Source organism: Pseudemcibacter sp., from assembly GCF_965661635.1.
GTDB lineage: Bacteria > Pseudomonadota > Alphaproteobacteria > Sphingomonadales > Emcibacteraceae > Pseudemcibacter.
Window position 1 is genome coordinate 1 of the sequence record NZ_CBFIEP010000171.1, and the last position, 12885, is coordinate 12885.

Annotated in this window: 13 protein-coding genes; 5 read left to right on the forward strand and 8 right to left on the reverse strand. The window is 39.6% G+C overall.

What is annotated here, in order from left to right; all coding sequences use genetic code 11:
• On the forward strand, positions 1-524 hold a 524-nt coding region (locus ACTF6W_RS11400; RefSeq protein WP_438994669.1), incomplete at its 5' end, for a coproporphyrinogen III oxidase.
• A gap of 9 nt (positions 525-533) precedes the next feature.
• Complete coding sequence (locus tag ACTF6W_RS11405) at positions 534-1376, forward strand: esterase/lipase family protein (protein ID WP_438994670.1); 843 nt, start codon at positions 534-536, stop codon at positions 1374-1376.
• On the opposite strand, the gene ACTF6W_RS11410 is transcribed toward ACTF6W_RS11405, so the two are convergent.
• From ACTF6W_RS11410 to ACTF6W_RS11430, 5 genes are all read right to left on the reverse strand, one after another.
• Positions 1377-2564 (reverse strand): CCA tRNA nucleotidyltransferase, encoded by a 1188-nt coding sequence (locus ACTF6W_RS11410; RefSeq protein WP_438994671.1) that lies wholly within the window; start codon positions 2562-2564, stop codon positions 1377-1379.
• Entirely contained in the window at positions 2545-3219 is a 675-nt protein-coding gene (locus tag ACTF6W_RS11415; RefSeq protein WP_438994672.1) for a CoA pyrophosphatase, read from the reverse strand. Before ACTF6W_RS11415 ends, ACTF6W_RS11410 begins: the two co-directional genes overlap by 20 nt.
• Before the next feature lie 5 nt (positions 3220-3224).
• A complete protein-coding gene (locus tag ACTF6W_RS11420; RefSeq protein ID WP_438994673.1) occupies positions 3225-3797 on the reverse strand; it encodes a DUF1285 domain-containing protein in 573 nt (190 codons plus the stop codon).
• 41 nt (positions 3798-3838) lie between these two features.
• Entirely contained in the window at positions 3839-4363 is a 525-nt protein-coding gene (locus ACTF6W_RS11425) for a GNAT family N-acetyltransferase (protein WP_438994674.1), read from the reverse strand.
• Positions 4364-4491: 128 nt separating this feature from the next.
• Positions 4492-5760, reverse strand: coding sequence for an OprO/OprP family phosphate-selective porin (locus ACTF6W_RS11430; RefSeq protein WP_438994675.1), 1269 nt, complete (start codon positions 5758-5760; stop codon positions 4492-4494).
• Between the two features lie 525 nt (positions 5761-6285).
• Here ACTF6W_RS11430 and ACTF6W_RS11435 point away from each other — a divergent pair.
• Positions 6286-7182, forward strand: a complete 897-nt coding sequence (locus ACTF6W_RS11435; RefSeq protein WP_438994676.1) for a hypothetical protein — start codon at positions 6286-6288, stop codon at positions 7180-7182.
• Here the strand turns inward: ACTF6W_RS11435 and ACTF6W_RS11440 are convergent.
• The 3 genes from ACTF6W_RS11440 to ACTF6W_RS11450 all read right to left on the reverse strand — a co-directional run bounded on the left by ACTF6W_RS11440 (position 7179) and on the right by ACTF6W_RS11450 (position 10696).
• Entirely contained in the window at positions 7179-7979 is an 801-nt protein-coding gene (locus ACTF6W_RS11440) for an MBL fold metallo-hydrolase (protein ID WP_438994677.1), read from the reverse strand. The genes ACTF6W_RS11435 and ACTF6W_RS11440 overlap by 4 nt on opposite strands.
• A 10-nt stretch (positions 7980-7989) precedes the next feature.
• Positions 7990-8139 carry a DUF6868 family protein gene (locus tag ACTF6W_RS11445; RefSeq protein ID WP_438994678.1) on the reverse strand — a complete coding sequence of 50 codons (150 nt, stop codon included), beginning with the start codon at positions 8137-8139 and terminating at the stop codon, positions 7990-7992.
• Positions 8140-8278: 139 nt separating this feature from the next.
• Positions 8279-10696, reverse strand: coding sequence for a zinc-dependent metalloprotease (locus ACTF6W_RS11450; RefSeq protein WP_438994679.1), 2418 nt, complete (start codon positions 10694-10696; stop codon positions 8279-8281).
• Positions 10697-11195: 499 nt separating this feature from the next.
• Here ACTF6W_RS11450 and ACTF6W_RS11455 point away from each other — a divergent pair, with 499 nt between their 5' ends.
• Together ACTF6W_RS11455 and ACTF6W_RS11460 are read left to right on the forward strand one after the other, a co-directional pair.
• On the forward strand, positions 11196-12098 hold the full coding sequence (locus ACTF6W_RS11455; RefSeq protein ID WP_438994680.1) for a hypothetical protein: 903 nt from the start codon (positions 11196-11198) through the stop codon (positions 12096-12098).
• 51 nt (positions 12099-12149) lie between these two features.
• Positions 12150-12885 (forward strand): alpha/beta hydrolase (locus ACTF6W_RS11460; RefSeq protein ID WP_438994681.1); only part of this gene is annotated, 736 nt, incomplete at its 3' end.

Sequence of the window (12885 nt, forward strand, 5' to 3'; positions counted from 1 at the left end):
ATATGCAAAGCCCGAAAGTACCCGCCGTTCATATGAATACGCGCCATATTGTTACAACCAAAGGATGGTTTGGTGGTGGCGCCGATTTAAATGCACCCATTCCTAATCATTTTGACACTAAAGATTTCCACGCCGCTCTTAAAAAAGCGTGCGATCAACATAATGATGACTATTATGACAAATATAAAAAGTGGTGTGACGAATATTTCTATGTCCCGCACCGCAATCGTGCCCGCGGCGAAGGCGGCATATTCTATGACCAATTAAACACAGGCAGTTGGGATGCTGACTTTGCCTTTACGCAGGACGTTGGCCGCACTTTTCTTGATATATACCTTAAACTGGTTCGCCGCCATATGAATAATGACTGGACATTCGAAGAACGCGAAGAATTATTATATTATAGAGGGTTATACGCTGAATTTAACCTTGTCTACGACCGTGGTACCGCATTCGGCCTTAAAACAGGTGGAAATGTGGATGCCATATTAATGTCCCTTCCCCCAGAAGCAAAATGGCGCTAAGGAAAAGCCATGAGCTGGTCCGATTTTGAAGAACATATCACCCGTGAAATTCAAAACTTAGGCGGCCGTTATGTCTGGACGGACGTCATTCTTCAAGGAAATTATCATATCCAAAAAAATATCCAATCGGGCAATTATCGATTACTAGACGGCAATCGAAAAAGGTTAAAACTTGGATCGTATGATGAATGTCTTACTGAACTTTCTGATTTAAACCCAACGTTCGAACATGACCATTTGGTTTTGCTTATTCATGGTCTTGGCCGCCATGCGGGCATAATGGATAAACCGAAGCTGGCTTTAAGGAAATCTGGGTTTTCAGCGCATTCTTTGAATTATGCCACTCTCCTTGAAGGGGTGGACGATCAAGCAACTCATTTCACACATTTGCTTGAAAACTTAAAAGGGATAAAAAGAGTTTCTTTTGTCACCCATAGTCTCGGTGGATTGGTTGCGCGTGAAATTTTAAGCCGTAACACCCATTGGAATGATGTCGTCGCAGACCGAATTGTCATGATGGGCACACCGAACCAGGGCGCCCAAATCGCTGAATTTTTAAGCCGTATGAAAAGTTATAAATTCATCACTGGCCAAAGTGGTCAAGATGTCCGTCCTGACCAAAAACTCGCAACATTACCAGAGCCAACCATTCCAACATTGATCATTGCTGGCGGTATCGGCAATGACATTGGTTTTAATCCATTGCTTACGGGCGATAATGACGGTGTTGTCACGGTTGAAGAAACACGGCTTAACGGTTATCACCAATTCAAACAAGTCAAAGTCATCCACACAACTATTATGGACCATCATGAAAGCATAAAAGCAATGCTGGAATTCATAAGTAAATAATCAATGGTGAGTAACGGTAAAATCCGCATCAATCCAAACTTGCTCACGGCGTTTAAGCTCAGCACCCATTTCTGGGCCTGCTTTCCAACCTTCCGCCATTAAGTCTTTCCCCGTATAAGGTAGTACTGGAACATTATAATCATTGATATAAAGAAAAGTTTTTTCATCCAAACTCCCAAAGCGAATAAGGTTATGAATAACCACATCTTTGCCGTATTGATAAATGACCCGGCGCAGGGTTTTTGATCTTAAATCATGCTTATGATAATCGTCGGCAAAACGGAATAGCTGATCACGCTGATTATTTGATAATCTAAGGTGTGATGACATCTCTTTTATTTTGTTTTCATCGCGCGGCAAGAGCATACTTAGCCGACCCAACGGATTTCTCAAACCGAGTTTCTTTTCTCTTTTAACATATTTCAAAAATTTACCGTAATTTTCATGGTGCGGCAATATTTCATCAAGTAGCCCTACGGCTGAAAGAATAGGTAACGCCTGAATTGCCCGCTTGGACAGAATGATCTTTTGAAATTCCTGCCAAATACGTTCGCCCGATAGATCACGGATCATTGATTTAAGCTCAACACTCGCCAATAACCCCTCTTCATCAACGCCACCCACTTCAAATTCTGAAGAAAATCTGAAAAGTCTTAAAATCCGAAGTGCATCTTCTTTAATCCGTTCTTTCGCATTGCCAATAAAACGTATTTTCGCTTTCTTTAAATCTTCAAACCCACCAAGCGGGTCATAAACGGTACCATCTAAGTCTAAATAAAAAGCATTAATGGTAAAATCACGTCGCTTCGCATCTTCCGCCCAATCATCCGTAAATTCTACATCCGCATGGCGGCCATCTGTAGCGACATCACGGCGAAGCGTTGTAATTTCAAAATGTTTCTTATCAATTACGGCCGTAACTGTTCCATAATCAATCCCCGTTGGAATAACTTTAATCCCGGCGGTTTCTAATCTTTCGATATTTTGTTGTGGGGTAAGTTCCGAGGCAATATCAATATCACCTATTTTTCTTTTCTTTTTCCAGAAAATATTGTGAAGTGCGTCACGAACTGCACCACCAACAATTTTCGCATTGCCCCCATCGGCAACTAATGCATTCATTACTTCACGTAGGGCTGGCTCTTTAAGCCATTTTTCCGTACCAATATTAAGCGGCGCGTTGTTCATATTTATTCACCAGGTTTGCAAAGCGCACCAGCATTGCCGCTGTCGCACCCCAAATTTTATATTGATCATGAGGGAAAACATAATATTTCCGTTTTGCACCCTTCCACATAACACTTTCTATTTTATGGTTACTTTCATCTAAAATGAAATCGAGCGGCACTTCAAAGACATCTTCCACTTCGCTTTGCTGCGGGATAATTTCAAAATCAGGATCCACGAAACCGACAACGGGCGACACATTATAACCAGTGACTGTTTCATAATCTTCTAGTGCACCAACAACTTCCACATTTTCTGGCGGCAAGTTTATTTCTTCATGCGCTTCTCGAAGTGCCGTTGCCATGGCATGGTCGTCCATTTCCTCACTTCGTCCCCCTGGAAAGCTAACCTGTCCGCTATGGCTGCTTAAATTCGATGATCTTTTCGTTAACAATATCGAAAGGTCTTCTCCTCGCTCAACGATCGGGATAAGAACGGCCGAAACTTTAAGCGGTAATTCATGTGAAATATATCGGTCCCTAGGATTAAGTTTAGGACGATAAAGCGAGGTATCACCTGTATCTGGTCTAATCCATGCCCGCGCTTCAGCGGGGGTCAATGCACGGCGCATAATCGGGTCATGCTTTTCTAAAAGTCTCGTAATTGTGCGTCTCATTAATATTATTCCACTTTACCAATTGGGAAAAATTCATTTCCACTGGTTATTCCGTATTGACCATCTCTTTCAATGGCTTTCTCAGCCAATTGATAATAAACACTGCGACTTAATAAGGCATCCAATCGATCCCTTACCCTGACATAAGGTGATGGCTCACCAGTTTTTTCATTTACCGTTACGTAAATTGGATGTTCTTCATCAACCTTTACATAATCGTCTAAATTTGTTCTGAAATAAATATGGTCATCTTCAAGCACCATTTCAATAGCAACAAAAGGCGCATCATCAACTTTGATGCCCACTTTTTCAACGGGCGTTACTAAAAAATACTGATCATCATCACGCCTAAGGATAGTTGAAAATAATTTTACCATTCGTTCTCGGGTAATAGGCGTGCCCATATAATCCCAACTACCATCGCGGCGAATACGCATATCGATATCACCACAAAAATCCGGGTTCCATAAATGCATAGGTGGAAGTTGATTACCGCCAGTTGCCTTCTCAGCTTTAAGGGCAAAAAGCTCTGGTCTAAATCCCGAATTATTTGTTTTATGGTCAGTGCATTTTGTCATATGGGTTTTCTAAAAGTTATATATGAAACCCATATTACACTTTAAAGACAGTTTTTTGAAGTATAATCCTTTTGAATCAATCCTTTGACTTTATCAAAAGCCCCTTCAACCAATTCTTTTGCAAGAATTCGGTGCTCTTCATCCTGTCCCGCCATTGATATATTCACGGCTAATTCCCGGGAAAACCCAACACGCTTATAATAGGCTTCATCACCAACAAGTATAACACGATTATGGCCCAGAGTTTTTGCCTGCTTAAGTCCATGCTTCATTAAAGCGATGCCATACCCTAACCCCTGAAGTTCGGGTTTAATGGCAATGGGGCCTAGTAATAAAGCCGGATTCTCTTTTATTTTTATTGGCCAAAACCTTAAGGTCGCAATAATCTCACCCTTATCGCGAATGATAAAAGATAAATCGGAAAGTGGTTCAATACCATCACGAAGAGCATAAGCCGCTTTCGAAAAACGATCTTCACCAAAAGCAAGATCAAGTAGAGTTTCAACGTCTTTTAAGTCTTCGTTGTTTTGTAGTTCTATCTCTTTTTTCAATTCTAATTCTGGCACTTTTTTAATTCCGCTCATTAAAAGTGAACAGCAGATAACATACAAAAACCACTATTTCCAGAAAAATATTTTGTTTAAGGATTATTTAACCACATATTATTTGGTAAAAGTAACAATTACCGAATTAATTAGAAGAAAAACATTAATCGCGCGCTGAATGTGTCAACAACATCCGTCTTAATATCTTGCGCATTCTTGATGATCGAATGACCATAAGTGCCAATTAATCTTAAATGATCATTTAAAAACCACACCGAAGAAAAAATCATAGATTTTTGTTTCCTACCAAACGTCTCATGGGTAAAATCGGCCACATCATATCGCGCTGCAACACGAATTTCTCCGATACCCCCGCTGCCAACCGGGCTATCAACATCAACATTATTATAACGCCCGTCACTTCCGTCAACGGTCCTAGATTCACCCGTTAGAAAATATCCCAATTCGATATATGCACCTTCGTATTTCGGGTTTCTTGATGTCAACGTTTCCTGGTTGCTTAGAATATTGCTTATTTGTGCATATTCAGTTTGAATACCGAAATCACCATAAATAGCTGCAAATTCACCACCAATAAAGTTTTCTCTGGTAATATTGAATTCTTCTGATGTTAATGGCCTAAGGTCACCTTGGCGACTAATCGGACGCGTCCGATAATTAAAATCATAAGGTTTACCATTTTCATTGCGTGTAAAAAATGATGTCCCAAAATGAAGCGCCAATCCATTATCAAGATGAGGGCTATAATTAAGCCTTCCTGTGATCATATGATTTTCATCAAGTGACAAATCGGTTTCATATATGTCTTCATAATAATAACCACCGGTCACGGACCAATCTTTGCCATAACGGGCTGCGGCCACCCCTACTCTTTGGTTTGCTCTAATGGCATTTACAAAAGCAAAACGTTCCGTAAAATTATGGTTTTGCGGCGGCGTCATACGGTCAAGGGTCGTAAATGTTCTAATCTGACCCGCACTAATTCTGGTTTTTCCTGAATCATATTCTAAAAATGCTAATCTAACGGTTGCTTCATTATCTCTAAACCGCGTCACCAATCTATAGCTTATATCGAGAAAAATATTGCCGCGAATGCCTAACTCTTGGTGTCGATTTGCAATCGCGTCTACTTTTTCTTCTGGTCTTTCAATTCCAAGACCATCTTTATAGGTTATATTACCATAATCGTAAGTTAACCGGCCGGATAATCTAAATGAAAAACGACCATCACGGCTCTCAAACCTTGGCCCCGCGTTCCAAGTATAAATAGGCTTTTCTTTTTCCTCTTCAACTTCGGCATTATTTTGTGCTTCGGAATTATTTAATGATTGGTCATCATTAGACGTTTTCAAATCATCAATCTGCTGCTGGAGCAATAATAGATCATTACTTACCATATCATCCGCTTCTTGAGAAATTGCAGCATTAGATAATAGAATTCCCCCTATTATAAAAGAACAACTATGTTTTAAAAAATCATAAGACACGGACTAATATTCATTATTAAAAATCAAGTAAGAATTTGCACCCGCTCGAAATTAATCATATTAGCGTTTTCGTCAAGAAGTAGTTTTATAAACTAGTCAAATTTTCTCTTTTTCTTTCTTAAAAATCTTATCTATTGATAAATTAGCCGTAAAATTAGTTAATGAATTAAATAAATTATAACTAATCCATAATTAAGCAACAAAAATTAACGCTTTTTAAACTAATGAGGCATAATCTTGACAATATAGATTTCCTCTCCCCCCAGACTTGGGCGACCTTAAGAAAAGGTCGCCTTTTTTTTGACTAAATTGCAAAGCATTATAATAGATGTATTTGAAATACTTGCTTGATAAAATTGTCATTAAAAGATAAAAATTATTATTATTATTTTTAAAGTTATAAAAAAATCTTAATCTGAGGACAATAAGGGTAAAATGAAAATTCTAAGACAAAAAAAAAACTTTTTGTTTATAACATTTATGATGACGATTACATATTCATCTCCCTCATTTGCGCAAACGACTAACGGGGAAGAAAATGAGGCGAATGAAGAATTTAATCCTCAAACCATTGAAGACGATTATGTTTCTGTCCCTTTATTAGAAAATGATACATTTACATTGATCACAGGTTTTGATTATTCAAGCGGAAGATTTAATTTACCTACCAGTACTAACATTAGTTATGTACCTTACGCCGTTAAATATGAAACCGGCGACTGGACATTTAGAGCAAGCAGCGGCTATATCAGTTTTGCTGGCCCCCGAAACGTTATCACAGATGATAATGGTGCACCTCTCCTTACGGATATTGACCTTACCCACGAAGAAGCCAGAAGAAGCAGACGAAAAAGTGGTTTTGGAGATGTTTATTTAAGTGCCACTTATGCCCTTGAAAATCCTTATATGGACGATTTCTTTATAGATTTAACTGGACAAATTAAAATTCCAACAGCGGATGAAAATAAAGGACTTGGAACTGGACAAGTCGATTATACTGCTCGACTTGATGCTGCATATTTATTTGGAAACTTTATGCCATTTGGTACTCTTGGGTACCGCTTTGTTGGTGAAACACCAAGGTTTGATCTACAAAATAGCTTCTTTGCGTCAATCGGATTGGCCTATTATCTTACTTTTGATACGAGTATCGGTGTTTCATATGACTACCGCGAAAGCGCAACACCAGGATTTAACAGCCCGAAAGAAATATTTTCTTACGTTGATGTGCAGCTAGATGATCATTGGGGTATTAATTTTTACGGTGTTGTTGGTCTTAATAATGTGACCACAGATTATGGTTTAGGCACTCAGTTACGCTATAAATTTTAATTTAGCGGTATACACTGCATTTCTTGGTCAAGTTTCATTAGATTACTCATCGCAGCGTATGTTCTTTTTTTAACAAATTCAAGACCGCCCATACTTTGCATCCATTCAGAATGATCAAGCGCAAAATGCATAGGAATAATGTGTGTCGCATTAAAAATCGAATTTATATATTGAACCCGCTCAGATGTGCTCATGTACCAAAAAGGCAAAATTAAATAATCAACTTTAATTTTTTCGTTTATTTTTTGCTCACCATACATATCCCCAACATGCATGATGGTTTTTCCTGCTACCGTAACAGCTATTCCAAGATTATCAGGACGTCCTTCCCCATGACTAATACCATATAGTTTTATGGGAAAAGGCATGTTTTCTATTTCTAAACTTTCGCCAATTGGAATGTTAAAGCTTTTAATTCGTGTCTCAGCATTTTTAACAGTTCCACCGGCAATCATTAACTGTTTTGATTGCTCCGTTATAATGGCAATAGAATCATCATTATTTTGCATATGTCTTACCATTGCTTTGCCCGTCATGTGATCCCCATGATAATGACTGGCAAAAATAACTTTTACATTTGCAAATAAATCCTCTGCATTTTCCATTTTTTCATTGGTGAGATCACTGGCTTGTTCAAATCCATCAAGTCCATCACGATATAATGCATCCAGTAAAACGCCATTTTTACCGTCTGTGGCATAAAACCCCGCATTTGCGATATGACAAAGCTTTGCCCCTTCTGCATTTGCCGTTATAGCAAAGCAATTGATGGCCAATAGAATTATAAAACTTCTCATATAAAAAACCTTAAAAAGATATATGGAGTAAAGTTAAACATAAAAACAAACAGCTTAAATTGCCCATCATCTTATAATGAACGAAGTTAAACTCTTCGATTGTTAAATCGAAAAATAATTTATGCATACGGTAGGTAAAATCTTTAGCGAGTAAAAGCATCACCCCCCCAAAACACCAAAAGTCCCCAATTTATTAATGTACACCAACCCAAGAATACTAATAATTGATCATTACTCATTATTCATCTCCTTAATTAAAAAAGGGACAGCCACATGACTATCCCTTTGTTGATTTGATATTAAATCGGCTCACCTGGTGGAATTGGTGCAAGGTCCGATTGTTTCGGCATATAATCGCCTACCAAAACCTCGCCTATGCGGCGGGCTTGTTGTTGAGAAAATGCCTTATCTTCGCGGGTCAGTTCATCAGTGGCAATCCGGTCTTCTAATATCACTTTAAGACCGTTTAAATGTGATGCGGTCATTGCTTGTGCGGCTGGTGATGCGTCCGAATTACCCGCCGTCATCATCATATAATGAACAAACACATGACCTACGCGGCGATGAACCGCCGCTTTCAAGGGATCGTCATTAAGCGGCGCAAGAACTGTTTTACTTGCCACCTTAACGATATAACGATCTAGGCTGATATATTGGTTATCACGCACGTTATGATCATTGATCCGCGCAAGACGTTCTTTATTAAACAACAACCCCAGTGTATGATTTGCATGCGCCTCTACCATACCCAGCGCATCAAAGCTTGCACCCGTATCACGTGGGAAGCTCTCATTGGTCAAACGATACCCAAATGCTTTTGGTGGGATAAGGTCTAATATATGCTTTGGTAGCGTTAAATAATCGGCGCTCAAGGCTTGAAGCACTATATCTGTTGCTGCATCCTGACGTTCCCGGCTGACGATGCTATGACGCGGTACAAGGCTTTCACCTTTCAACTCATAACCATAAATCATACCGCCGATTGATTTTGACGTGGCATTTATCTGAAAACGCGGCAGGTAATAAAGCGGCACCAACGTTTCTTCGAGCTGTGAAAGCGGTGTTCCATCCGGAATATTATCAATCCCGAATTTTGAAAGCGCAACACGGCGAACCTCATACATATCCTTGGTATTTTGAAGCACATCATCACCAAAATCCCAAAGATGGCTATCCGCATGCAGACTTGCAGCGCCGCGACTATCGGGGCCATCGGCTACAAATTTATGACCGCTGGCATATGCTTCTTCCATGATATTCTTAAGTCCTGCCGCTTCTGCGTCTTCATCTTCATATTGGCGGTATCCCCAATTAACGGCGATTTTATTCCATTCACCGATCTTTTCACGGTATGGATTTACGATATCAACATTACCATCACCGTCCATTTTAATTTGCGGATGCGGATAATCCATCACATCATCATCACCAAACAGGCTGGCGATATAATTATGTGCAAACCCTAATGTATGGCCAACTTCATGTGCTCCTAATTGGCGGGTACGCGCAACAACAAGTTCCAAACTTTTATCAAGGCTGCCGCCGTCCTTATATGGGCCAGTGACCGCATTAGCGATCATGAAGTCCTGACGAGAGCGTAGTGAACCAAGCGTAACATGCCCTTTAATGATTTCACCTGTGCGAGGATCACGAACGCTTGCGCCATATGACCAACCACGTGTTGAACGATGAACCCAGTTCACAACATTATATCGCACATCATCCGGGTCCATCCCTTCCGGCATAATTTCAGCACGAAAGGCATTTTTAAAGCCAGCCGCTTCAAATGCCTCATTCCACCACTGAACACCATCCCGAAGGGCATTTCGGATCAATTCCGGTGCACCACTATCAATGTAATATACAATCGGCTCAACGGCTTCGCTCACTGCGGCATTTGGATCTTTTTTCACCAAACGATGGCGGCTGATATAATGCTGTTCAATTGGTTCTGTAATTTCCGTTCCATAATCAACTACTGATGTCTTGTTAAAGCTCATCGCAGGGTGGAAACGGCGCGGCTTATAGTTATCATCCGGTAATTCAACAAACGATATACGCTGCTTTAATGTGATGATATTGGGATTTGCCGCAACTGAGCGAACAAAATTACCCGGGTTATTTCCTTTAAAGGTTACAACCGATTGTAATTCAGTGTTTTTTGGAAATGATTTCACAAATTCAAAATCGACAAAACTACGATCTTTATCTAGTGAAAAATCGCCCTGCCCTGTGCGTTTTATTTTTGCTGCACTTCTGTGTTGATCATCAATCATCATTTCACTGATATCAATGAGTGAACCATCATCATCGCTCGCAACAACATCAAAAGAAAATACAATCGATGGCGCAAAGGCATTCACCGCTGCCATGCGTTCCCGCGGGTTATCACTTGTTGCTGTGTAACGGGTGTTTTTCTGATGAAGGAAGACACGCTTACCAACCCGATCAAAATAAACGAGCTTAGTGCCACCTAACTGCCCACGGTCGAGTGCCACATCGTTTGATCCAAGCGCACCTGGAAGGCTCACTTTATAGATGAAGTCTTCTTTGACACGGTCAACTTCAAGATAGACTTTACCATTTTCATGATCGGCATAAACAGTATAGAAACCTTCTCGTTTTTCCATGTCTTTCGTAAAATCAGAAATACTCGCTGCATAAGCAGTGAATGAAAAACAGAATAGTACTAAAGCTGTAGCGAATTGGCGCAACATTTTCTTCCCCTTATATGTGAAATTAATGGAAAGAGCTTAAGCCCTCTGACTGCTAAGTTCAAGTGGCTATAGAATTGAATAAAAAAATATTTTGAATTTCGAAAATTTTGTTTCAAAAAACATAACGTTTACAAGCCATTGAAATTTTTAAATAAAATAACATGATATTTTAATTAAATGTGATTTTTTCTTTAAATAACCTGTAAGAAATAATGAGTTAGTCTTGATCATGTAGTTGATAACGACAGTAGTGAATGGCAACATTCATTGTTTTTGAATACTCTCCAATACAACTTTTATCCCGGTTGTTACTTACATTCAAAAATCTACTGAATAACTGCGATGGAAACCCATTTCCTTTAAATCCGCATGCGCGGGTGATGAATTGTTATAATACCCATATTATAACGCTCATCACCCCGCCTCGGATCATATTCTTAATTGCTATAAAACTCATTCCTTGATACCATCCTGAAAATTTTCAAATAGGATCATATCAATGAAATACGGTTTCCCACTACTTGCGTTAATTGCCCTTTCGGCCTGTTCCAATGAACAAGAAGTGGATAGTGGAAAACCCGCTGATCATGCCGATTATGTGGTCATTGGTAAATCCGTTAACACTCGCCAAGAATGGTCTGGCGAGCAAAAAATGCTAAACACCGTCTTTTTTGCAGAAATTTTCCAAACAAAAGACGCCATTGCCGCAGGCGGAACCGTCATGAACGGTGTCTTAACGGGACCCGGCAAAGCCAATGCTGGTCTCCCTTTTGATATGGGTGAAGCAAGATACCTGACGGGCGGCAGAACAGAAACCATTGAACAGTTAGATACCATTTTCCCTGACGCCACTTATTATTTTTCATTTGATACCCCTGATGGGGGCATTGATAACATGCCCGCAACCTTTACACGCGACGGCGATGAAAGTCTAAACCCCGGCCCGATTAGCTTAACTCTAAGCCAAGGTGGCAAAATTGCTGACCCCGCGGCCATTGACCCTGACCAGGATCTGCTTGTCACTTGGTCCCCCTTCATAAAGGGTGAAGCAGACGATGACAAAATAATCGACGATATGATCTATGCCATGTTCGGCAACTGTATGGGCCAAGAAACGGTTCATAGCGGTCATGCCTTTGATGAAGGATCACTTACGTACCGCGCAAGCAACTTTACAATTTCCGCCTCTGCACTCAATCCAGGACAAAGTCATATGCTCGAAGTTGAGCATTCCAATATGGAAACCGATATTTATCAAGATATTGAAATCATTGTGACCTATGCCGCCTCAACTTTCCTTGATTTACAAATGACAGGCGAAAACACCACAAACCCAGAATGCCCCGTTATCCCTATGGCCTTTGACGGCGGCGCCAACGACCGCATCCGTGGTGGGCAGTAGTAATAAAAGTAAATCTGTGATACTATTCCCTCAAACATAAAGGGGGAAATTATGCGTTATTTATTATCTTTTTTCATTATTATTTTAAGTACTAACTTAGCATTTAGTACAGAAGATCAAATTACAATCGGCACTAAACATAAAATATATTCTGAAACGTTAAACGAAGAACGTGAAATATGGATATATTTACCACCCAATCATAACCCGAATGGTAACTATCCCGTTATGTATGTGCTTGATGGTGATAGAAGTTTTACTTATGCCAGCGGATTAGTGAAACAATTTGCTGAAAATGATAAAATGCCTAACATGATTTTAGTGGGTATTTTAAATACGGATCGCAATCGTGATTTAACCCCTACTCATGTTGAAATTGATGAGGATGGTAATCCACAACCTTTCTTAAAAACAACTGGTGGTGGTGATAATTTCTTAAATTTTATGAGAGAAGAATTAGCCCCATTTATTGAAAAAAATTATACATCGTCAAAATTTAGAATATTTGCAGGACATTCCTTTGGTGGATTATTAGCCGTCCACGCCTTTTTAGAACAATCAGACTTTTATAACGCTTTTATCGCTATTGATCTTAGTCTTTGGTGGGATGATGGCATACTGAACAAACACTTAGCCGAAAAAATATCTAAACCAATAAATACAAAGAATACTTTTTACATGTCTTCTGCGAATAATGATGGTGGCAATGGAAATATAATGATAGCTCCACAAGAAGAATTTATGGAAAAGCTGTTAAAATGGGATACAGATACCCTAAATATTAAAA

Coding starts and splice junctions, on each gene's coding strand:
- ACTF6W_RS11405 (WP_438994670.1), top strand. CDS start 534: ATGAGCTGGTCCGATTTTGAAGAACATATCACCCGTGAAATTCAAAAC.
- ACTF6W_RS11410 (WP_438994671.1), bottom strand. CDS start 2,564: ATGAACAACGCGCCGCTTAATATTGGTACGGAAAAATGGCTTAAAGAG.
- ACTF6W_RS11415 (WP_438994672.1), bottom strand. CDS start 3,219: ATGAGACGCACAATTACGAGACTTTTAGAAAAGCATGACCCGATTATG.
- ACTF6W_RS11420 (WP_438994673.1), bottom strand. CDS start 3,797: ATGACAAAATGCACTGACCATAAAACAAATAATTCGGGATTTAGACCA.
- ACTF6W_RS11430 (WP_438994675.1), bottom strand. CDS start 5,760: ATGGTAAGTAATGATCTATTATTGCTCCAGCAGCAGATTGATGATTTG.
- ACTF6W_RS11435 (WP_438994676.1), top strand. CDS start 6,286: ATGAAAATTCTAAGACAAAAAAAAAACTTTTTGTTTATAACATTTATG.
- ACTF6W_RS11440 (WP_438994677.1), bottom strand. CDS start 7,979: ATGAGAAGTTTTATAATTCTATTGGCCATCAATTGCTTTGCTATAACG.
- ACTF6W_RS11445 (WP_438994678.1), bottom strand. CDS start 8,139: ATGCTTTTACTCGCTAAAGATTTTACCTACCGTATGCATAAATTATTT.
- ACTF6W_RS11450 (WP_438994679.1), bottom strand. CDS start 10,696: ATGTTGCGCCAATTCGCTACAGCTTTAGTACTATTCTGTTTTTCATTC.
- ACTF6W_RS11455 (WP_438994680.1), top strand. CDS start 11,196: ATGAAATACGGTTTCCCACTACTTGCGTTAATTGCCCTTTCGGCCTGT.